The 20,515-nt window shown below is 61.2% G+C and carries 17 protein-coding genes and 1 tRNA gene; 11 read left to right on the plus strand and 7 right to left on the minus strand.

Annotated features, from left to right (window positions below; genetic code table 11):
- Positions 1-129: 129 nt before the first annotated feature.
- Together QMK33_RS14105 and QMK33_RS14110 are read left to right on the plus strand one after the other, a co-directional pair.
- Complete coding sequence (locus QMK33_RS14105) at positions 130-306, plus strand: hypothetical protein (RefSeq protein ID WP_283565242.1); 177 nt, start codon at positions 130-132, stop codon at positions 304-306.
- Between the two features lie 127 nt (positions 307-433).
- Positions 434-1,477: a proline iminopeptidase-family hydrolase gene (locus QMK33_RS14110; RefSeq protein ID WP_283565243.1), complete on the plus strand. Its 1,044-nt coding sequence runs from the start codon at positions 434-436 to the stop codon at positions 1,475-1,477.
- A 64-nt stretch (positions 1,478-1,541) separates the two neighbouring features.
- On the opposite strand, the gene QMK33_RS14115 is transcribed toward QMK33_RS14110, so the two are convergent.
- The 3 genes from QMK33_RS14115 to QMK33_RS14125 form a co-directional block, all read right to left on the minus strand.
- Positions 1,542-2,645 (minus strand): energy transducer TonB, encoded by a 1,104-nt coding sequence (locus QMK33_RS14115; protein WP_283565244.1) that lies wholly within the window; start codon positions 2,643-2,645, stop codon positions 1,542-1,544.
- 120 nt (positions 2,646-2,765) lie between these two features.
- On the minus strand, positions 2,766-3,440 hold the full coding sequence (locus tag QMK33_RS14120; protein WP_283565245.1) for an RNA polymerase sigma factor: 675 nt from the start codon (positions 3,438-3,440) through the stop codon (positions 2,766-2,768).
- Positions 3,441-3,494: 54 nt separating this feature from the next.
- Complete coding sequence (locus QMK33_RS14125) at positions 3,495-3,962, minus strand: hypothetical protein (protein WP_283565246.1); 468 nt, start codon at positions 3,960-3,962, stop codon at positions 3,495-3,497.
- A 142-nt stretch (positions 3,963-4,104) separates the two neighbouring features.
- Here QMK33_RS14125 and QMK33_RS14130 point away from each other — a divergent pair, with 142 nt between their 5' ends.
- From QMK33_RS14130 to QMK33_RS14155, 6 genes are all read left to right on the plus strand, one after another.
- Positions 4,105-4,506, plus strand: a complete 402-nt coding sequence (locus tag QMK33_RS14130) for a hypothetical protein (protein ID WP_283565247.1) — start codon at positions 4,105-4,107, stop codon at positions 4,504-4,506.
- A gap of 390 nt (positions 4,507-4,896) precedes the next feature.
- A complete protein-coding gene (locus QMK33_RS14135; protein ID WP_283565248.1) occupies positions 4,897-5,919 on the plus strand; it encodes an ABC transporter transmembrane domain-containing protein in 1,023 nt (340 codons plus the stop codon).
- The gene (locus QMK33_RS14140) at positions 5,912-7,288 is read left to right on the plus strand and encodes an HlyD family secretion protein (RefSeq protein WP_283565249.1); all 1,377 of its coding nucleotides are present in this window, start codon (positions 5,912-5,914) and stop codon (positions 7,286-7,288) included. Before QMK33_RS14135 ends, QMK33_RS14140 begins: the two co-directional genes overlap by 8 nt.
- A gap of 3 nt (positions 7,289-7,291) precedes the next feature.
- The gene (locus QMK33_RS14145) at positions 7,292-8,860 is read left to right on the plus strand and encodes a TolC family protein (RefSeq protein WP_283565250.1); all 1,569 of its coding nucleotides are present in this window, start codon (positions 7,292-7,294) and stop codon (positions 8,858-8,860) included.
- 41 nt (positions 8,861-8,901) lie between these two features.
- The gene (locus QMK33_RS14150) at positions 8,902-9,897 is read left to right on the plus strand and encodes a hypothetical protein (protein WP_283565251.1); all 996 of its coding nucleotides are present in this window, start codon (positions 8,902-8,904) and stop codon (positions 9,895-9,897) included.
- A 233-nt stretch (positions 9,898-10,130) separates the two neighbouring features.
- The gene (locus QMK33_RS14155) at positions 10,131-11,315 is read left to right on the plus strand and encodes an SMP-30/gluconolactonase/LRE family protein (RefSeq protein ID WP_283565252.1); all 1,185 of its coding nucleotides are present in this window, start codon (positions 10,131-10,133) and stop codon (positions 11,313-11,315) included.
- Here the strand turns inward: QMK33_RS14155 and QMK33_RS14160 are convergent.
- Positions 11,291-11,986, minus strand: coding sequence for an RlpA-like double-psi beta-barrel domain-containing protein (locus QMK33_RS14160; RefSeq protein ID WP_283565253.1), 696 nt, complete (start codon positions 11,984-11,986; stop codon positions 11,291-11,293). The genes QMK33_RS14155 and QMK33_RS14160 overlap by 25 nt on opposite strands.
- 453 nt (positions 11,987-12,439) lie before the next feature.
- Here QMK33_RS14160 and QMK33_RS14165 point away from each other — a divergent pair, with 453 nt between their 5' ends.
- Positions 12,440-15,370 carry a 2-oxoglutarate dehydrogenase E1 component gene (locus QMK33_RS14165; protein ID WP_283565254.1) on the plus strand — a complete coding sequence of 977 codons (2,931 nt, stop codon included), beginning with the start codon at positions 12,440-12,442 and terminating at the stop codon, positions 15,368-15,370.
- 238 nt (positions 15,371-15,608) lie between these two features.
- A complete protein-coding gene (odhB, locus tag QMK33_RS14170) occupies positions 15,609-17,288 on the plus strand; it encodes a 2-oxoglutarate dehydrogenase complex dihydrolipoyllysine-residue succinyltransferase (RefSeq protein ID WP_283565255.1) in 1,680 nt (559 codons plus the stop codon).
- A gap of 710 nt (positions 17,289-17,998) precedes the next feature.
- Here the strand turns inward: odhB and QMK33_RS14175 are convergent.
- Together QMK33_RS14175 and QMK33_RS14180 are read right to left on the minus strand one after the other, a co-directional pair.
- Positions 17,999-18,379 carry a PH domain-containing protein gene (locus QMK33_RS14175; protein WP_283565256.1) on the minus strand — a complete coding sequence of 127 codons (381 nt, stop codon included), beginning with the start codon at positions 18,377-18,379 and terminating at the stop codon, positions 17,999-18,001.
- A gap of 582 nt (positions 18,380-18,961) precedes the next feature.
- Positions 18,962-19,035 (minus strand) — tRNA-Val (locus tag QMK33_RS14180).
- 128 nt (positions 19,036-19,163) lie between these two features.
- On the opposite strand from QMK33_RS14180, the gene QMK33_RS14185 reads away from it, so the two are divergent.
- On the plus strand, positions 19,164-19,658 hold the full coding sequence (locus QMK33_RS14185; protein ID WP_283565257.1) for a DUF6992 family protein: 495 nt from the start codon (positions 19,164-19,166) through the stop codon (positions 19,656-19,658).
- Between the two features lie 207 nt (positions 19,659-19,865).
- Here QMK33_RS14185 and QMK33_RS14190 read toward each other — a convergent pair whose 3' ends face one another.
- A complete protein-coding gene (locus tag QMK33_RS14190) occupies positions 19,866-20,429 on the minus strand; it encodes a type 1 glutamine amidotransferase domain-containing protein (protein WP_283565258.1) in 564 nt (187 codons plus the stop codon).
- Positions 20,430-20,515 lie beyond the last annotated feature (86 nt).

Below are 20,515 nucleotides of genomic sequence, written 5' to 3' on the forward strand. Positions count from 1 at the left end.
GCAACACCGTGCGCTGGGCAGGGCAAAAGTAAGGCCGCTGCCCACCGCCCGGCAGCCATTGGCCGGCCGTGCTCGTAAAGCCTGTTACCCGCCCTACATAAAACCTCCTACCCCCATACCCTATTAATCATGAACAAGCCCACGCCCACTCCCGACCCCCACACCGAGCCCCCCGTACCCGTGCAAGGCGACGGCGTGCCCGATTACAGCCACCTCGAAATCCACACCGAATCGGACTTGCCTACGCCCGACAAAGCTGGTGGTAGCGCCACCGAGCCCGAAAGCGGCGGTGGTTACAGCGGCTAGCCTTATCGGTGTTTTCACCGCAGCGGCCGCGGAAGGTTCCGCAAAAGAGACGCAGAAGAACAACCTCTACGTCTCTTCTGCGAAACCCGCTGCGTCCGCTGCGGTGAAAACCCAGTAGCTTAGCGCTATGTCTTTCACTCGCTACCTGCTGCTACTGGCCGCCGCGCTGCCCGCCTGCCAACCCGCCGCCACTACCGCTCCGGCGGCCGCGCCCAGCACCTATTTCCCGGCCGTCGAAACCGGTGTGAAAACCGGCGGTGTGCAGGTGATTCCCATCACCACGCCCAAGGGCAAGTTCAACGTCTGGACCAAGCGGTTTGGTAACAACCCCAAAATCAAGGTGTTGCTGCTGAACGGCGGCCCCGGCGCCACGCACGAGTATTTCGAGTGCATGGAAAGCTTCCTGCCGCAGGAGGGCATCGAATTCATTTACTACGACCAGCTGGGCTGCGGCAACTCCGACAACCCCCGCGATACCAGCATGTGGAGCCTGCCGCGCTACGTGGAGGAAGTGGAGCAGGTGCGCCAAGCCCTGAAGCTGGATAAAAGCAACTTCTACCTGCTGGGCCACAGCTGGGGCGGCATCCTGGCGGCCGAGTACGCCTTCAAGTATCAGCAAAATCTTAAAGGACTCATTATCAGTAATATGATGATGAGCGGCCCCGCCTATGGCAAATATGCCCAGGACGTGCTGGCCAAGCAGATGAAGCCCGCCGTACTAACCGAAATCCGGCAAATTGAGGCCGAAAAAGACTTCGCCAACCCGCGCTACATGGCGCTGCTGGAGCCCAATTTCTACGCCGAGCACCTGTGCCGCCTCGTGCCCAACCCCGAGCCCGTGACCCGCGCCATGAGCAAGGTCAACCAGTCGCTCTACGTGACCATGCAGGGCCCCAGCGAGTTCGGTATCTCGGGCAAGCTCACTACCTGGGACCGCACCAAGGACCTGCCGCAGCTCACAGTGCCGGTGCTCAGCATCGGCGGCAAGTACGACACCATGGACCCTGCCCACATGGCCTGGATTGCCACCCAAGTCAAGCACGGCAACTCCCTCATCTGCCCCCAGGGCAGCCACATGGCCATGTACGACGACCAGCAAGTGTACATGGCCGGCCTCACCAAGTTCCTGAAAACCGTGGACGACGGCTCTTTCAAAGGGGTGAATCAGTAAGTTGGTGAATGAGTGAGTTGGTGAATGAGCGATTAAATTCTTTCACCGATTCACCAACTCATCCCTAAAAAGGCACTGCTACCATCACCATGCGGGGGGCGCGCTGGCCGCCGCTGATGCCGGGCACCCACTTGGGGCCGTCGCACACCAGGCGCTGGGCCTCAGCGTCGTAGTCGGCGCGCAGACCGTGTAACACCCTCATTTCCTGAATCTTGCCATCGGCCCCGATGGTTACGCCCAGCTGCACCGTGCCCGAGAGGGGTTGGTCGGGGGCTTCGGGCTTGAACTCGGTGGCCTCGCGGCGCAGCTGCTCGCGCCAAGCGGCGTAGCCACCTACCGGCGTGGGCGGCAGGCCCGGCGCGGCGGGCATGGCCGTGGCCCGCACCTTGGCGGCATTGTCCAGCGCGCTCTTGCGCAGGGCCAGGCCATTCACGCGCCCCGCCAGGGCCACGGAGTCGGTAGGGGCAGCGGCAGCGGCGCGGGCTACCGGCGCGGCGGGAATAGCAGCCGAACTCACAATGAGGTCGGGGGCCGTCTCACCTAGCCTTTCAGCTATCGGAGTAGGCTTAGTAGCGGCAACATCCTTATTCGACAGCGTTGCAAGCGGCCGCTGGGCAGGCCGCGTCATTGCGGTGGGTTTGGGCCGGGCTGCTGGGCGGGCTACTGCCACTGATGCGGCCGCGCTGGCATTGGGAACTGACTCGTTAGTTGCCGCTTGCGGGGCTACCGCAGTGGTGGCGGCCGGGGCAGTGGGCTGCGTGCTAACGGCAACGGGCAGCTGCGCCGCCGGCGAATGCTGGCGCTGTTGCCACGTCCACCAGCCGCCGGCCAGCAAGCCAAAAAGCAGGGCGGCGGCGGCGGCGAGTTGGGGCACCAACCAGCGGTGGCGGCGCGTTTCGCGCACCAGCCGGGCCGGGGCGGCCTGCTGCTGCACGCGCTGGCGCAGCCGCAATTGCAGCTGGGCCAGGGCCTGGTCGGTGGTGGTGGCGGGCGTTTGCATGAGGCCGGCCAGCACGTCGGCGCAGCGGGCGCAGGCCAGCGTGTGGGCCTCCACGCGGTGCTGGGCCGCGGGAGCCAGCGTGCCCGCCGCATACTGGCGCAGCAGTGCCACCGGCAGGTGCGGGCCGGCCGGGGCAGTAGCGTTCAGTAAGGGGTTGGCAGGCAGCATGTTGGTTGAATTAAGGAGTAGGAGTGAAGAAGTAGGAATTGAATTTTTGGGTGAGGAATAACAGGTGTTCTAGCAATTAGCAGACCGTCTTGATGAGCTTACCGAAGCAGGATGGGATGTTCATTCCTCGTTTCTGATTTTCAACTCAGTACTCAGGTTGCGCTTGAGCATCCGCCGCCCGTTTTGCAGGTGGCTTTTGACGAGGTTGAGGGCCAGGCCGGTGGCGGCCACCACTTCCTGATACGATTTTTCTTCGAGGTAAAATAATTCCAGGCAGCGGCGCTGCTCGGCCGGCAGCTGGCTGAGGGCCAGCTCCAGGGCTTGCAGGTCGGCCTCGTGCTGGTCGGCGGCTTCGGCTTCCAGGCCGGCATCGGGCAGATGCCGGGCGGCGGCATTTTCCACATCGGTGGCCTCGGGCAGCAGCACCAGCACGCCGCCGCTGGCCGTGCCGCGCTGCCGGGCGCGCAGCTCCATAAGGCAAAAGTTGCGCGCCGTGGTGTAGAGCCAGGCCCCAAAGTTGTCGGGTGCGTGGGTGCGTAGCTTGGTCACGAGCTGCTCAAAGAGCTGCATAGTAGCATCTTGCGCATCTTCGTCGGGCGGGGCCAGGTAGCGTCGGCACACCGCAAACACCTCGGGCAGGTGCCGCTCATAGAGCGTGCCCAGCGCGGCCACGTCGCCGCCCTGGCGGTAGCGGGCCAGCACCTCCTGGTCGGAGAGGGCGGCGGCTGGGACGGTAGGGGCGCGGCGACTAAAGAACACGGCGGCAAAATACGCCCAACCGGCGCTAGAGCCCACAAAAAAAGCCCACGCCGGGAGCGGCGTGGGCTTTCACTAGGCGGCAAACGTTGCTTAGTTGGCAGCGTTCTTCATGTTCTCCTTGGTTTCGCGGGCCGACTTGGCAGCGGCGTTGCCCATGGCGTCCATCTTGTTGCCAGCGGCATCCATTTTGTTCTCCATTTTGGCTTTGGCATCGGCGGCGTTGGCCTGCATTTTGTCGCCGGCGGCGTCCATTTTGTCGCCAGCGGCATCCATTTTGGCGTTCATTTTGTCGCCGGCGGCATCCATTTTGGCGTCCATTTTGTCGCCGGCAGCCTGCATTTTGGCGTCCATTTTGTCGCCGGCAGCCTGCATTTTATCGCCAGCGGCATCCATTTTGGCGTCCATTTTGTCGCCTACCTGGTCGGCGCTGGGGGTAGTTACTTCGGTGGTGGTAGTGGTGCTACCGTCGGGGTTGTCGGTTTTGGCGGTGTCGGTCGAGCAAGCGGTGAAGCTCAGGGCGATGGCGGCAGCGAACAGGGTTTTGAGTGAAGTATTCATAAAATTGAAAAAGAAAATGAGGAGCCAGTGAGTTTGTGCGGCTTAATTAGCGACGGGGCCAAAAGGTAACCTTAGGCGAAGCCGGGAAAACTAACTTTTTTGGGCCGCGCTAAGTATAGCCAGTTAACTTATCCTTTCTCTTATGGACTCTACCGCCGCCACCCCGTACACGCCCCCCACGCCCGAAGTGCAGCTGCACATCAGCGACGAGCAAAACACGGCCTTGCTTACCGATACCCTCGCCCTGCTGGGCCAGGGCCTGCCCAATGCCGACGGCGCCACCGGCCTGCGCGAGCTGGAGCGCTGGGAAACCGTGCTGGCCGCCAGCGACCGCCCTGGCCTGGCCAAAATAAAGCAGGAAATCAAGCTGTTGCGCGAAATGTTGGCTTCGTCCGACACCCAGGCTCACGAAGTGGCCGAGGTGCTGGCCAGCCTCGGGGCCGAAGCCGCCAAGGTAGGCGAGGAGTCGGCCAATGGCTACTCCGACGCCCTGCACCAGTTGAGCCGCACGCTCATTAAGGCCGGCAACCTGCTTTCGCGCTAGCCGCCCAGCCACCCTACTTTTCTCCCCTTGCAATGCCCCAAGTACGGGCAGGATACCGCTGGTTGTAGCCAACCGCCGGTAACCTGCCCGTACTTGGGTTTTTTGGTGTGGCATGAGCGCGTTAGCGCACGCGATTTATTTGGTATAAAATATTGATTATAAGTTATTTATCCGTATTATCAACTTCATATTCATTAAATGTTCATTAAAAAGGCAACTAACGAGTTCGTTAGAGGTAGATGACGCAAAACCAACGAACTACTGCTGCTCATCTTTACCCAACGTGTGCCTCACCGCGGTAGTTACCCATCCGCACCGCGCCGTTCCTGGCCGGCCAACTTCCACTAGCGGGCTCATCAACTACCTCATATACTGTCAATTAGAATACCTATGGCTTCACACGCTAGGGCTGGCTTGCCGCCGCCCACTCCTTGGCAGCGCCTGGTGCGCATGCTCAACACGGAGCGCCGTACCATTCGCTACATCATTTTTTACGCTATCCTGACGGGGCTTATCAGCCTGTCGCTGCCGCTGGGCACGCAGGCCGTGTTCAACCTGGTTTCGACGGGGGCCGTGTTTGGCTCTACCTACATTTTGGTGGCCGTGGTGGTGGGCGGCGTGCTACTGGGCGGCATCCTGCTGGTGGGCCAAATGACGCTGGTAGAGGCCATTGAGCAGCGCATTTTTGCCAAGGCGGCCATCGAGTACGCCTACCGGCTGCCGCGCATCAAGGCCGAGGCGCTGGCCGGCCAGGACCCCCGCGAGCTGGTGAACCGCTTTTTTGACGTGCTCACCATTCAGAAGGGCCTCACTAAGCTGCTGGTAGACATCATGTTCGCCCTGTTGCAAATAGTGCTGGGCGTGATAGTGCTGGCCTTTTATCACCCCGTTTTTATTGGGTTTGGCGTGTTTACGCTGCTGGCGATGGCGCTGCTCTACATGCTCAACTACCGGCAGGCGCTGCGCACGAGCATCGACGAATCGGCCTATAAGTACGAACTGGTGGCCTGGCTCCAGAACGTGGCCGGCCGCCTGCAAGAGGTGCGCGACAGCGACGAGGAACAAGCCACCGCCCTCACCCGCGCCGACGAGCTGACGGCCGAGTACCTGCACGCCCGCAACCAGCATTTTCGGGTGCTGAAAACGTACTACGCCTACGGGGTGGCACTGCGCACCGTGCTCACGGCGGGCCTGCTCATTGCGGGCACGCTCTTCGTGGTGTCGCGCCAAATGACGCTGGGCCAATTTGTGGCCGCCGAGGTACTTATCGTGATGATTAGCGGCTCGATAGAAAAGCTAATGACGAGTCTTAACACCATTTTTGACGTGTTGACGGGCGTGGAGAAGGTGGCGGCCCTCACCGACCTGCCCATGGAAGAATACAAAAAACCCGAAGCCCTGACCCATGCTTAATCTCTCCAACCAAAACGTGGCCGAGGAGGTGTGGAAGCAGGTGCCCCGGCAGTCGCGCCCCGAGCTGCTGCGCACCTACGCCAGCCGTAAGCTGGGCCGCATCCTGGGGGTGATTGGCCTGGCATTTCTGATTATCCTGTTTTTACCCTGGCGCCAAACCATTTACGGCACCGGCACGCTCACGGCCCTTACGCCGCAGGACCGTCCGCAAAACGTTCAGAACCAGATAGCGGGCCGCATCGAGCACTGGAATGTGCGCGAGGGCCAGCTGGTGCACCGCGGCGATACGCTGCTCATGCTCTCCGAGATAAAGGACGAGTACTTTGACCCCAACCTGCCCGAGCGCCTGCGCGAGCAACTGGCCGCCAAGCGCGGCAACGTGGCCGCCAACGTGGCCAAGATATCGGCCACCGACCAGCAGCTCGCCGCCCTGCGCACCACCCTGGAAGTGCAATTGTCGTCGGCCCGCAACCGCGTGGAGCAGGCCACCAACACCGTGAGCAGCGAACGCGCCGACCTCGTAGCCGCCCAAAGCTTTTACGCCACCACCCTCTCGCGGCTGGCCCGCTACGAGGAAGGCTACAAAAACGGCTTGTTCTCGCTCACCGACATCGAAACGCGCCGCCTCAAGCTGCAAGAGGACCTGGCCAAGGTAACGGCCCAGCGCAACAAGCTGGCCAGCAGCCTCGATGGCCTGGCCATTGCCCGCATCGAGCTGGCCAACCTGCGCGCCAAGTATGACCAGGACCTGGCCAAAAACCTGTCCGACCGCAGCTCGGCCGTGTCGAGCCGGGCCAGCTCGGAGGGCGAGGTGTCGTCGCTGCGCAACAAAATCAGCAACGTGGCCGTGCGCCGCGGCCTCTACGTGGTGCGCGCGCCCCAAACCGGCTTCATCGTGCGCGCCCTCAAAGCGGGTATTGGCGAAACGATTAAGGAGGGCGAATCCATTGCCACGCTCCAGCCCGAGGCCCCGCTGCTGGCCGCCGAGATGTACGTGCGGGCCATGGATGTGCCCCTCATTCAGCGCGGGCGCCGGGTGCGCATTCAGTTCGATGGCTGGCCGGCCATCCAGTTTTCGGGCTGGCCCTCGGTGGCCGTGGGTACGTTTGGCGGTTATGTCACGGTGATTGACGTGGTGAGCAGCCCCGGCGGCAAGTACCGCCTGCTGGTGCGCCCCGCTCAGCCCCAGCCCGGCGACCAGCCCTGGCCCAAGCAGTTGCGCCTGGGCTCGGGCGTGCAGGGCTGGGTTATCCTCGACTCGGTGCCCGTGTGGTACGAAATCTGGCGGCAGCTCAACGGCTTCCCGCCCACCCTGGGCACCGAGCCCGACGGCACCCCCGTGAAGGAAGACAAGGAGAAAGCCAAGTAGCCCATGTATTCATTCGCGTTGATTTTCAAAGTTTTATACTTAGCGGCGGCTGGCCCGGCCCGGCGCTGGCTGCCCGCGCTGGCGCTGCTGGCCGGCCTGGCGCACTCTGCCCGGGCCCAGGCCCCGCAGCTGCCCGCCCGCCGGCCGGGCCTGGAGCGCGCGCGCCTCCAAACCGAGCAGCTGGGCGAGGTGCAGCCCGACGACACGGCCAAGGTGTTTTCGCTGCAAGACCTGGCTGACCTCGTGTTTGCCAACCACCCCATTGTGAGGCAGGCCGCCCTGCTCAGCGACGAGGCCCGCAGCCAGGTGCTGCAAGCCCGCGGCGGCTTCGACCCCAAGCTGGGCTCCGACTTCCGCCGCAAGCAATTTGGTGGTACTGAGTACTATAATAACTGGGGCACCGAGCTGAAGGTGCCCCTCTGGCCCGGCGGCATCGACCTCAAGGCCACCTACGACCGCTACGCCGGCACCTACGTCAACCCCGAAAGCCGCACGCCGCTCAACGGCCTGGCCGGCGTGGGGCTGTCCATCCCCATCGGCCAGGGCCTGCTCATTGATGCGCGCCGCAGCACCCTGCGCCAGGCCCAAATTATGCAGACCGCCGCCGAGGCCGACCGCGTGAAACAGATAAACGAGGTGTGGCTGCAAGCTGCCAAAGACTACTGGACCTGGTACTACACCTTCCAGCAGGCGGCCCTCATCCGGGAGGGTGTAGCGCTGGCCGACCGCCGCTTCCAGGGCACCGCCCGCCGCGCCCAGATTGGCGACCAGGCCCCCATCGACTCGGTGGAGGCCCAGATAACCGTGCAGGACCGCCAGGTGCAGGCCACCCAGCTGCAAGTAGACCTGCAAAACGCCCGCTTAGTACTATCTAACCACCTCTGGAACAACAATAACCAGCCCGTGGAGCTGCCGCGCTACGCCGCGCCCCAGGTGCCCGTGCGCGACACCGTGCGCCGCGCCGAGTACCAGCGCCTCGCCGAGCTGGCCGCCGCCAGCCACCCCACCCTGGTGAAGCTGGGCGCCAAAAGCCGCCAGCTTGGCATCGAGGAGCGCTACCGCCGCGAGATGCTTAAGCCCAAGCTCAACCTGACGGGTACGCTCATCAGCCAGGGCAATTTTTATCAGAATGAAGTACCTGACTACTACCGGTTTGGGCTCGATAACCACAAAGTGGGGGTTGACTTTGCCTTCCCGCTGTTTTTGCGCGCCGAGCGCGGCAAGCTGCAATACACGCGCATCCAAATTAAGGAAAACGTGCTGGAGCAGCAGCAAAGCCAGCGCACCATCGTGACGCAGGTGAGCACGGTATACAATAGCCTCAAGGCCTACGAGCGCCAGCTGGTGCTGCAAACCCAAACCATTGCCAATCAGCGCATTCTGCTGCGCGCCGAGCTGGCCAAGTTTGAGCTGGGCGAAAGCACCATCTTCCTCATCAACGCCCGCGAAACCAAGCTCATAGACCTCAGAATCAAGCAGGAAAGCCTGCGGGCCAGCTACGAAAAATCGCGCGCCGAGCTGTACTACTACGCCGGCAGCCGCTCGGCCGGCCCGCCGCCCAGCCTGCCCTAAGCCGCCGCGCCCGACCTTTGCGGCCGTTACCCGCGCTGCTTATGATTACGCTTTACGACCCCTTCGAGGGCATGCAATTCGGCCCCGGCCGCTGCTTCCTCACCGGCCAGCCCGTGGGCCCGGCCGCTACCGTGTCCGTGTTTTCCGACTGGCTAACAACCACTTACGGCCTGGCCGAGCGCCCCATTTACCTGCTCGACCAAAGCCACACCACCTACGCCGCCCTGCGCCTGCCGCTGGTGCCGGCCCTGCACGCTCGCCTGGCCGCGCTGGAAGCCGAGGTGCAGGCCGCCGCCCTGGCCGGCCCCGCCGCCCTGCGCGCCCTGCCGCCCGCCCGCCTGTGGCAGTGGCTGGGCAAGATGTTCTACGGCATCTTTGCCGCCGAACTGGTGCAGCAGCAGGAGCCGCTCATCAAGCCCCAGTATCCGCTGGCCGAAAACGTGCATTTACTCCAGCGGTTTCGGGCGTTTTTTCAGCTGCTGCAAGGCCTGCGCGTGCCCACCGACTACGCCGATTTTATCCCCGGCTCGGTGTTCGTGCTCGAAGTGGATGCGGCCTACGAAGCCCCGGCCTTTGAGTACGACGACGACCTCAATACGCTGGTTTTCAGCATTAAAATGGGTAACGCCGTGGTAGTGGGCACGTTGGTGGATATCGGCTTCATCAGCCAGGCCATGCGGCAGGTGTACCACGATGCCCAGCGCCCGCTGCACCCCGCGCAAGTAGCTGAATTTAAGGCCCGGGCCTACTACGCGGCCTACCTGCTGGCAGCCGTGCCCGACGTATACCCCCGCCGCCCCGGCCCCCTCGACCCCCCCGGCACCGAGCTGGTCCTCGACGCGCTCGTGGATGACGTGACGGCCACCATCTTCAACCCCTGGGACAACCTCGGCTACGCCCACACCCTCACCGGCCTCTGGCCCCGCTGGGGCATCGGCGAAGACCGTATTCTGGCCAACCCCTTCCAGCCCATGAGCCTGCTTTATAATGCCGAGGGCCAGGTGCAGAGCGCCGCCGAGGCGGCCGTGTGGCTGTGAGGAGCCCCACCCCCGGCCCCTCCCCTGCGGGGGAGGGGAGCCTAACGTTCGCGCGGACGAAAAGCCCCCCTCCCCCGCAGGGGAGGGGCCGGGGGTGGGGCAGCCCGGTAGAGCAGGTACCAGAGCGGCTCGCGCAGAGCGAATAACCTCCGCCGAACGCCCTACCCGCCTCGCCCGTATGCAAAACCCCGGCCTCGCAACGAGGCCGGGGTTTTTAGTAACCTTCCTTTTCCATGACTGCTTCTCTTCTCAAAGCCGGGGCTGCGCTCTCGGCCGCCGGCCTGCTGCTGGCCAACTGCAACGGCAACGACTCGGCCACCAACAAGGCGCGCGGCACCATGCCCGCCGACTCTACGACGGCCCACGTGCCGGCGCCGGTGCCCGCCAATTCGCCGCTCACCATCGTGGCCGAATTTCCCGACCCGCAGGTAACGGGCGTGGCCGTGGCGCCCGGCGGCAAAATATTCGCCTTTTCGCCGCGCTGGGACTATAACCCCACCTTCCCAGTGGCCCTGGTGGGAGCCAACAGTACCCTCACGCCGTACCCCGACGCGAGCTGGTGCACCTGGAACGACTCGGTAAAAGCGGAGCCCCAGAAGCACTGGATTTGCCCGCAGGCCGGCTACGTCGATAGCCAGGGCATGCTCTGGATAGTTGACCCCGCCGCGCCCGGCCTCAAGTTCACGGTGCCCGGCGGCGTGAAGCTGGTGAAAACCGACCCCAAAACCGGCCAGGTCCTCCAAACCATCCTGTACCCCGAGCGCGTGGCCCCGCGCCATTCGTACCTCAACGATGTGCGCATCGACCTGCAAAACAACTACGCTTACCTCACCGACTCGGGCACCGGCGCGCTGGTCGTCACCGACCTCAAAACCACCAAGTCGCGCCAGCTGCTGGCCAAGCAGCCCTCCACGCTCCCTGATAAAGACTTCATTACCAAGGCCCAGGGCACGGCCTTGTACGACCCCACCGGCAAGCCCGGCGCCTTCAAAGCCGATGGTATTGCGCTCAGTACCGATAATCAGTACCTCTACTACCGCGCCTTATCGGGCCACTCCCTTTACCGCATCAAAACTGCGGTATTGCGCAACGCGGCCCTCACCGAGGCCCAGGTAGAAGCTGCCGTGGAGAAGCTGGCCGATGCGCCGGCCTGCGACGGTATGGAAATGGATAGCAAGAATAACCTCTACCTCACGGCCTTCGAAAACGCGGAGATACTGCGCCGTACGCCGGATGGTAAAATAGAAACGCTGGTGAAGGAAGCCCGCCTCGAATGGCCCGATACCTTCGCCTGGGACCCCGATGGCAAGTCCATCTACTTCACCACGTCGGCCATTCACAAAACGCCGCATTGGAACAAGGGCGTGGGGCAGCCCCGCGAACCCTACCGCATCTACAAAATGGCGCTGGCAAAATAGTTGCCGCCTTTATCGCTGGCCAAAAAGCTCCTATGCATGCGCAGCGCGCTGGCCACTGGCCGGCGCGTTCGCAGGCGGCTCAGGCTGGCAATTGGCCGGGTGTGGTCTTTCTGCGTCCGGCCAGGGGGCGCGTTGGCGGTTACGCTCGGTGCCTTAGTAACTAATTGTATCTTAACGTCTTTGGTAAAAATATCTACTTTCTCGTTCGGGTGAGTCAGGATGTCCATGCAGTGCCGGTGGCGCTTGTTCATGGTATCGTGCACCGTGTACACCCCGTCGAGCTTTGGCGAAATGCCCCGTACCAGCACCTTGTCGCCGTAGTCGAACTTGCCGCCCCAGCGCGTCAGCAAGTCGTTGGAGAGGGCCATCCAGCGCGTTTTGCTGCTGTAGTGGCGCTTAATGCGCGAGTTATCGGCCGTTACAAACGGCTCGTTGTCGGTTTGGCCCGGCACAGCCTGGTAAGCCGTAGCCGTAACGGTAAAGGTGCGGGAGCTGGTTTTGAGCAGCTTTTTCTTCTTTGTGGTGCGCGTTACCATCCGGTGGCTACGGCCCGCTGAAGCGATAAAAGCAGAAATATTGGCGGTAGGGGCCGCCGTTTCGGCTGGGTGAGGCGCGGTAATCAGCGCCACGGCAGCTAGCAAAATATTTGCAACTAATTTAACATTATCCATTCATAAAATAGTGACTCTTGCGCCAGTTAGGCCCGGCGTTCTGGGCGTTCTGCCTGCCAAATTATTCGGGCAGAAAATCACTAACAATGAATAAGATAGAATGGTTTTGGGTAATCTTATTGTCCAACAAACACTAGCGCTATTAGCTTAGGGTGAGCCTTGTAGTTGGAAAAATTCTATCCAAACCGGGCTGGTTTCTCAACCAGAATCAGGTGCCGGAGCTGCCGTGCCGTGGGCAAAAGGCTGCCCTTGTGCACTAACATGGGGCAGCCAGGTAGGCGGATATCCTGGCTAATTCAGTTAAATTGGCCAACCATCGGCACCCTAGCCAGTAAGCTATGTAGCTAATAAACTGACTGTCAGTAAAATTTGTAAACCCGAATACAGGTTTCGTGCTTGCTGCCAGCTAGTTTACTTTTGCATTGCTTTCGCCTGACCCTTCAAATTCCCGCAATGGATACCTACTCCTACATCGCCAACGCTGACGCGGTGGCCATCGAAACGCTGTACCAGGCGTACCGAAACAACCCCGAATCCGTCGATTTTGGCTGGCGTAAGTTCTTCGAGGGGTTCGATTTCTCGCAGCAATTCCCGGAGGGTGAGCCGCTAGTGCCCGGCGCCGCTAGTGCCCCGCCCGCTACCAACGGCAGCGCGCTCAAAACCACTGCCGAGCCCAGCCCCGGCCCCGTGCCGCAGCCCGATGCCTACGGTGTGCTCAATACCAGCGCCTCCACCAACAACGCGCCCGCCCTGGCGCAGGGCACCCCGGCCGACGACAAGGAAACGGCCGTGCGCAACCTCATCCACGCCTTCCGCAGCCGCGGCCACCTGCGCGCCAAAACCAACCCGGTGCGCGAGCGCAAAGACCGCCAGGCCCGCCTCAACCTCGCCGACTTCGGCCTGAGCGACAGCGACCTGGATACCAAATTTCGGCAGGGCGACGACCTCGGCCTGGGCCAGGGCTCCACGCTGCGCGAGATTGTGGCCGCGCTCACCAGCATCTACGCGGGCACCGTGGGCTTCGAGTACACCTACATCCGCGACCCGCAAGTGCTGGAGTGGTTCCAGCAGAAAACGGAGCACGACGCGCTGGCTTTCAACCCCGATGCCGACTACAAGAAGCGCATTCTCAAGAAGCTCAACGAGGCTGTTGTTTTTGAGAATTTCCTGCACACCAAGTTTTTAGGCCAGAAGCGCTTCTCGCTGGAAGGCGGCGAAACCACCATTCCGGCCCTTGATGCCATCATCAACCGGGGCGCCGAGCTGGGCGTGAAGGAAGTGATGATTGGCATGGCTCACCGCGGCCGCCTCAACGTGCTGGCCAACATCATGGGCAAGACGTACGAGCAGATTTTCTCGGAGTTTGAGGGCACGGCTACGCCCGACCTTACCATGGGCGACGGCGATGTGAAGTACCACATGGGCTATTCGTCGGAGGTAGAAGCCCTTAACGGTCAGAAGGTTAACCTGAAGCTGGCCCCCAACCCCTCGCACTTGGAGGCGGTGAACCCGGTGGTGGAAGGCTTCGTGCGCGCCAAGATTGAGCACCAATACGGCGGCGACTACCACCAGATTTTGCCCATCCTCATCCACGGCGATGCGGCGCTGGCCGGCCAGGGCATCGGCTACGAGCTGACCCAGATGTCGCAGCTGGAGGGCTACAAAACGGGCGGTACGATTCACTTCGTGATTAACAACCAGGTGGGCTTTACCACCGACTTTGAGGATGCGCGCTCGTCTATTTACAGCACTGACCTGGCGAAGATTATCGACGCGCCGGTGATTCACGTGAACGGCGACGACCCCGAGGCGGTAGTGTTTGCCGTGCGCCTGGCTACCGAGTACCGCCAGCAGTTTCACGCCGATATCTTCATTGATATGGTGTGCTACCGCCGCCACGGCCACAACGAGTCCGACGAGCCCAAGTTTACGCAGCCCACGCTCTACAACGTCATCTCGAAGCACCCCAACCCGCGCGAGGTCTACAACGCCCGCCTCGTGCAGCGCGGCGATGTGGATGCCGAGCTGGCCGCCCAAATGGACCGCGAGTTTCGCGACACGCTGCAAGCCCGCCTCGACCAGGTGAAGCAACAGCCGCTTCCTTATAAGTACCAGGCCCTCGAAAACGAGTGGCGCACCCTGCGCCGCTCCAAGAGTGAGGACTTTGAGCAGTCGCCAGAAACCGGAATTTCGGCCGAAACTATCGAGCGCGTAGCGCAGGCACTGACTACTATTCCCGAGAATTTCCGGCCTATCAAGCAGATTGACAACCTGTTGAAGGAGCGTCGCAAGATGTTTTTCGAAACGCGTACCCTCAACTGGGCCGCCGGCGAGCTGCTGGCCTACGGCTCGCTGCTCACCGAAAACCACATGGTGCGCGTGAGCGGCCAGGATGTGCAGCGCGGCACGTTTTCGCACCGCCACGCGGTGCTGCACGACGCCGAAACGTCGGCCCCTTACAACTCGCTTAATAACATTGCCGGCGAGCACGAGCAATTGAGCATCTATAACTCGCTGCTGAGTGAGTACGCCGTGCTGGGTTTCGAATTTGGCTACGCCATGGCCAACCCCACGGCCCTGGTGGTGTGGGAGGCCCAGTTTGGCGACTTCGCCAACGGTGCCCAAACCATGATTGACCAGTTTTTGGTGAGCAGCGAAAGCAAGTGGCAGCGCATGAACGGCATCGTGCTGCTGCTGCCCCACGGCTACGAAGGCCAGGGCCCCGAGCACTCCAATGCCCGCCCCGAGCGCTTCTTGCAGCTGGCGGCTGAGGATAACATCGTGGTAGCCAACATCACCACGCCCGCTAATTTCTTCCACGCCCTGCGCCGCCAGCTGGCCTGGAGCTTCCGTAAGCCACTGGTAGTAATGGCGCCCAAGTCGATGCTGCGCAACCCGCTCTGCGTGTCGCCGGTAGCCGATTTCACGAGCGGCCACTTTCAGGAAGTGCTCAGCGACACGTTTGCCGATGCCAAGAAGGTGAAAAAGGTGCTGCTCTGCTCGGGCAAAGTGTACTACGACCTGCTCGACGAGCAGCAGAAATCCGCCCGCAAGGACGTGGCCATCGTGCGCCTGGAGCAGCTGCACCCCTTCCCCAAGAAGCAGCTCGACGCCGAGCTGGCTAAGTACCCGAAAGCCAAGCTCATCTGGGTGCAGGAAGAGCCCGAAAACATGGGCTACTGGAACTACCTGCTGCGCTTCATGCGCCGCGAGCTGCACGACGTGGTGGCCCGTAAGCCCTCGGCCTCGCCTGCCACCGGCTACAACAAGGTGCACGTAAAAGAGCAAAAGGAAATCGTGGCCCGCGCCTTCGACAAGCCTAAGGAGGAAGTGGCCACCGAGCAAATCAAAGCAACCAACGAGGTAGCCAAAAAACAGGACTAGCTGTAACAACCGAAGCGCAAATCCAGGTTGTGGTTTAGCGCATTGCGTGAGTATCTGCGCCGTGTATAATTGTTCTGTATGGTGCAGGTATTCAAGTAATTAGCACCTCGCCACAGCTGCCCTGCCTACAACGTATGCGCTGCTCGACGCAGCGGCGGCCCTCTACCAGACTTTTACGCAGCGCATTCGGCAAAGCCTGACGTAATTCTTTCCTTTGCCAAAATTCCCGCTCCTTACTATGCCCACCGAAATCAAAATCCCCGCCGTCGGCGAATCCATCACCGAAGTCACCATTGCCAAGTGGCTCAAGAAAGACGGCGAGGCCGTGAAGCGCGACGAGGTTATCGCCGAGCTGGAATCGGACAAGGCCACGTTTGAGCTGCCCGCTGAGGCCGACGGCGTGCTCAAAATCCGCGTGGCGGAAGGCGAAACGATTAACATCGGCACGGTCATCGCCGAGCTCGATGGCGCGGGCAGCGGCAACGCGGCCCCGGCTAGCGCCCCGGCCGCCGCCGCGCCCGCCGCTGCCAACGACCCGCTAAGCAAGGGCGAAGAGAATCCGCAGGCCAGCGACCAGGCCGGCTACGGCGGCACCCCCGCCGACCGCCCCGACGCTGACCCCAGCACTCCCGGTGCGGCCTCGGCTGCCCCCATTGCCCCCGCCGCCGGCGGCAGCAGCTCGCTGGAGATGAAGATTCCCGCCGTAGGCGAATCCATCACCGAAGTAACGGTGGCTAAGTGGCTGAAGCCCGACGGCGCGCAAGTAGCTCGTGATGAGGTAATTGCAGAATTAGAGTCGGATAAAGCCACGTTTGAGCTGCCCGCCGAGGCCGAAGGCATCCTGCGCCACGCCGTGCAGGAAGGCGAAACCATCAGCATTGGGGCCGTTATTGCCCGCATTGAGGGTGGGAGCGGCACGGCGGCTGTGGCACCAGCGGCCAGCGCGCCGTCCGCGGCGGCGGCTACCCCTGCGTTGGCCCAGCCAACCAGCGCCAGTGCCACCACCTACGCCACGGGCGTGCCTTCGCCGGCCGCCGGCAAAATACTGGGTGAGAAAGGCATCAACGCCGCCGACGTAGCCGGCACCGGCCGCGACGGCCGCATCACCAAAGACGACGCTCAGAACGCCCAGGCCAAGCCTGCGGCTCCTGCTGCCGCACCGGCCCCCGCGGCTGCCCCGGCTAGCCAGCCGGCCGCTGCCCCCGCCGCAACCGGCGAGCGTGGCCAGCGCCGCGAACGCATGAGCAACCTGCGCAAAACGGTGGCTCGCCGCCTGGTGTCGGTGAAGAATGAAACGGCTATGCTCACCACCTTCAATGAGGTGAACATGCAGCCTATCATGGACTTGCGCACCAAGTTCAAGGATAAGTTCAAGGAGAAGAAGGGCGTGGGCCTCGGCTTCATGTCGTTCTTTACCAAGGCCGTGTGCGTGGCCCTGCAAGAGTGGCCCGCCGTGAACGCCTACATCGACGGCGGCGACATCGTGTACTCCGATTTCTGCGACATCAGCATTGCCGTATCGGCCCCCAAGGGCCTCGTGGTGCCCGTGATTCGCAACGCCGAGAAGCTGAGTTTTGAGGGAATCGAGAAGGAAGTGGTGCGCCTCGCCGGCCTGGCCCGCGACAACAAGCTCACCATCGAGCAGATGACGGGTGGCACGTTCACCATCACCAACGGCGGTATTTTCGGCTCCATGATGAGCACGCCCATTATCAACGCGCCGCAGTCGGCCATTTTGGGTATGCACAACATCATTCAGCGCCCCGTGGCCGAGAACGGCCAGGTGGTTATCCGCCCCATGATGTACCTGGCCCTGAGCTACGACCACCGCGTGATTGACGGCCGCGAGTCGGTGTCGTTCCTGGTGCGTGTGAAGGAGCTGCTCGAAGACCCGACCCGCCTGCTGCTCGGTGTTTAATAAGTATTGAATTGAATTGAATTATGGAAAGGCTGCCTTCAGTGAGGGCAGCCTTTTTTTAATGAATAACGTATTAATTAAAATACTGATAAATAATGACTTAGCGTGAAATATTGCCTTACGGTAGGTGTTTGTACGCGTGGTTGAAAAATGCGTACCTAACCCAAATTGCAGACTATACATCTGGTTCAGAAAAACCGCTTTCCGTAAAACCCGGCTGCCTTGCGGCTCAGCTTTACCTACTTATCAGGAGGGGCGCCAGCCAGTTGGTCGGCGCTCTTTTTGATTTTGTATAAGTAAAAACCCCGTTGGTAAGCTACCAGAGAGAGTTAGGGTGAGCAATACAGGCCACTTTCAGGCCGGAACATCCTGGGCAGTGAGAATACCTCGGCGGCTAGGCTTTGGCGTCCGACATGGGCACGCCTCTGGCCGGGATGCGGTGCAACCACCTGCTACTGGCCCAGCTTGTAGGCAGTGCCGATGCCACGGCTAGTGACCCAGCCCGGCCCACCAAAACGACGAACAACACCAATGAAATAAAGCCTAAACCCGCTGGCAAAGGGCCGCGCACCCATGAAAGCTCGTAGCGCGATGATGAGCCGCGCAGGGGCTTGGCGCAGGCATAAAGCTTTGCTGCTCGCTACACGCAGCGCCTCGACCGGCCGGGGCGTTGCGTGTAGCGGTAACTCGTGCCTACGTTTCGCGGTGCCCTACCCAAGCACATGCTGGGCCAAGATGCGCTGCACATCGTAGATGTTGACCTGTTTTGTGAACTTACGCGTGACGCTGGGCAGTGACTCACTGGAAACCCAAATCTTCAATTCAGCGTCGAGGTCTAAGTGGCCGGCAGTCTCCACCGCAAAGCGCGAAATGCTCTTGTAGCCCACCGATAGATACGCTATTTTCCTGCCGGTCAGACCCTGCTTATCTACCAATATGAGGCGCTTATTGGTGAAGATAAACACATCGCGCAGGAGCTTGAACCCAATTTCAATGGCTTCGCCCTCGGCTAATAATATTCCATACTCAGCTTGTAGCTCGGTGGGCTGAGCTACCCCAGCGTTACCGAGAATTGCGGAAAAAAGTCCCATTAAGTATTCAAATAAAGTGAGTAGTAAAAGTAGCGAGAATTCATGAAAAGCAAAGAGCCCTGCTAGCGTGTGCTGGCAGGGCTCTTTACTAAGCTGTTCTGTGTTCGATGATAAGACTCAAAAGCAGGTGATTCCGGTTGCTAAGAAGACCGTAATCGCCTGTCTGACATGTGGTATGCTGTATCGAAATAATCTCGCTGGCGGGATAGGCCCTTCGAAACTCCTGCAGCAGATTAGCAAAAGCATCTCGCACACCCAGCGTGCCGAAGTTTGCAGCATACATATCGTACCTTCTTTCTGCGGTGTTTGCCATTGCCCGTAAACTATATAAGTGAGCCGCTAAGTTACTAAAAAGACTGCCGCTCCATTTGCGCCGGCTCACTCCCTAAAGAGGGCCATCTAGCCACCAGCCCTCCATGGCTGCCAGCCTTGCGTTGGCGCAAATAAACCAGTACCGACGGCCAGCTTTACGTTCGGAGACCCCAAGCGCAACATCTTGTGCCGCAGTAAGTAAAGCTTGGTCTATTAACCAGGAGCAAAAACCAAAAATACCCTCTGGGATTTTTCCAGAGGGTATCAGGGTGGGCAATGCCGGAATCGAACCGGCGACCTCTACCATGTCAAGGTAGCGCTCTAACCAGCTGAGCTAATTCCCCGGGGCTGGGTGGCACGACGGGCGCGCCGGGCGTAAAAGTACGCCGCTGGGCCCATTGCCAGCTGCGCGGGCCGCAACTTTTGGCTGCGGCCCGCGCAACTGGGCGGGCCGGGCGTTTTCTTTGTGGCTATGCTACTGCTTTCTACGCTGCCGGCCGCGCCGGCCTGGCTGGCCGCCTACCAGCACCACGAGCTGCTGCTGAGCCGGGGCCTGAGTGTGCTGGGCGTGTGGGCGCTGCTCAACCTCACCTTCAGCGGCTACGAGCTGCCACGCACCGACCGCCGCACCTGGCACCACCACTTCCACCTCATGAACTGCGGCTGGGGCTTCATCAACGCTATTTTGGCGGCTGTGGGCATCCTGCGCACGCACCCCGGCCACCCGCCCGCGGGCTTCTCGCCCGCCGCCGCCCTGGCCGAGATGCACTTCACCGGGCAGGTATTCCTGTTTAACGCGGCCCTCGACGTGGGCTACCTCCTCGTGGGGGTATGGCTGCTGCGCCGCACCGCCTCCCCCGCCGCCAAGCGGCCCGAACGCCTGCACGGATACGGCCGCTCGGTGCAGATGCAAGGGCTTTTTCTGCTGGTCTTTGATACCGTAATGTACTTATTATTAAAGTATTAGCTTCGTTATAAAAGTTAGTAGAACTTACGCAAGGAGTTGACAAGATAGCTTTCCCGCTGAGTTACGCGGAGGTAAACCGCTGAGGTTCGCTGAGATTTTCTGATGTACTCAGCTGGAAAGCTACCGTGCGTAAGTCCAGCAAACTTTACAAAAAAGGCGTGCTCTACATAAGTAAAGCACGCCTTTTTTACAAGGTTATTTGTGAAGCTAAGCGGCTTTGCCGGCTAGCAGCATCTCTTCGATTTTCTTATTGAAGGCATCCAAATCTTCCGGCTTGCGGCTGGTGATGAAGTTGCCGTCGACTACTACTTCCGAGTCTTGCCACTCGGCACCAGCGTTGCGCAGGTCGGTTTTTACGCTGGGCCAGCTGGTCATGCGCTTGCCGCGCACTACGTCGGCCTCGATGAGCGTCCAGGAGCCGTGGCAGATGGCGGCCACCAGCTTGCCCGACTGGGCAAACTCGCGAATAAAATCTACAGCTTTGGGCTCGATGCGCAGCTTGTCGGGGTTAATCTGGCCGCCGGGCAGCACGAGGGCGTCGTAATCGGCCACGCGCACATCGCCGAGCACTTTGTCAACGTCCACGCTATCACCCCAGTCAGTTTGGTCCCAACCCTTGATGGAGCCCGACTTGAGGGAAACTACGTGCACATCGGCCCCCTCATTCTTAAGAAATTTCTGGGGCTCGGTGAGTTCTACTTGCTCAAAGCCATCGGTGGCCAAGATGGCAATGCGCTTGCCTTTGAGCTTATCGCTGCTGAAGAGTGACATGGTACGGGTGGAAAAGGAGCCGGCTGGAAAGAGCGTGCCGGGAGTGCGGCATTGTACGCCTCGCACCGGGGCCGGGTTGCTACGGC

Origin of the sequence: Hymenobacter sp. H14-R3, from assembly GCF_030063445.1 — a bacterium.
In the GTDB taxonomy this organism is placed as follows: domain Bacteria; phylum Bacteroidota; class Bacteroidia; order Cytophagales; family Hymenobacteraceae; genus Hymenobacter.

What these genes read in the sequence shown, in the direction of transcription:
- QMK33_RS14135 (WP_283565248.1), top strand. Translation starts at nt 4,897, where the DNA reads ATGGCTTCACACGCTAGGGCTGGCTTGCCGCCGCCCACTCCTTGGCAG.
- QMK33_RS14190 (WP_283565258.1), bottom strand. Translation starts at nt 20,429, where the DNA reads ATGTCACTCTTCAGCAGCGATAAGCTCAAAGGCAAGCGCATTGCCATC.
- QMK33_RS14160 (WP_283565253.1), bottom strand. Translation starts at nt 11,986, where the DNA reads ATGGATAATGTTAAATTAGTTGCAAATATTTTGCTAGCTGCCGTGGCG.
- odhB (WP_283565255.1), top strand. Translation starts at nt 15,609, where the DNA reads ATGCCCACCGAAATCAAAATCCCCGCCGTCGGCGAATCCATCACCGAA.
- QMK33_RS14150 (WP_283565251.1), top strand. Translation starts at nt 8,902, where the DNA reads ATGATTACGCTTTACGACCCCTTCGAGGGCATGCAATTCGGCCCCGGC.
- QMK33_RS14110 (WP_283565243.1), top strand. Translation starts at nt 434, where the DNA reads ATGTCTTTCACTCGCTACCTGCTGCTACTGGCCGCCGCGCTGCCCGCC.
- QMK33_RS14145 (WP_283565250.1), top strand. Translation starts at nt 7,292, where the DNA reads ATGTATTCATTCGCGTTGATTTTCAAAGTTTTATACTTAGCGGCGGCT.
- QMK33_RS14115 (WP_283565244.1), bottom strand. Translation starts at nt 2,645, where the DNA reads ATGCTGCCTGCCAACCCCTTACTGAACGCTACTGCCCCGGCCGGCCCG.
- QMK33_RS14165 (WP_283565254.1), top strand. Translation starts at nt 12,440, where the DNA reads ATGGATACCTACTCCTACATCGCCAACGCTGACGCGGTGGCCATCGAA.
- QMK33_RS14185 (WP_283565257.1), top strand. Translation starts at nt 19,164, where the DNA reads ATGCTACTGCTTTCTACGCTGCCGGCCGCGCCGGCCTGGCTGGCCGCC.
- QMK33_RS14175 (WP_283565256.1), bottom strand. Translation starts at nt 18,379, where the DNA reads ATGGGACTTTTTTCCGCAATTCTCGGTAACGCTGGGGTAGCTCAGCCC.
- QMK33_RS14130 (WP_283565247.1), top strand. Translation starts at nt 4,105, where the DNA reads ATGGACTCTACCGCCGCCACCCCGTACACGCCCCCCACGCCCGAAGTG.
- QMK33_RS14125 (WP_283565246.1), bottom strand. Translation starts at nt 3,962, where the DNA reads ATGAATACTTCACTCAAAACCCTGTTCGCTGCCGCCATCGCCCTGAGC.
- QMK33_RS14105 (WP_283565242.1), top strand. Translation starts at nt 130, where the DNA reads ATGAACAAGCCCACGCCCACTCCCGACCCCCACACCGAGCCCCCCGTA.
- QMK33_RS14155 (WP_283565252.1), top strand. Translation starts at nt 10,131, where the DNA reads ATGACTGCTTCTCTTCTCAAAGCCGGGGCTGCGCTCTCGGCCGCCGGC.
- QMK33_RS14140 (WP_283565249.1), top strand. Translation starts at nt 5,912, where the DNA reads ATGCTTAATCTCTCCAACCAAAACGTGGCCGAGGAGGTGTGGAAGCAG.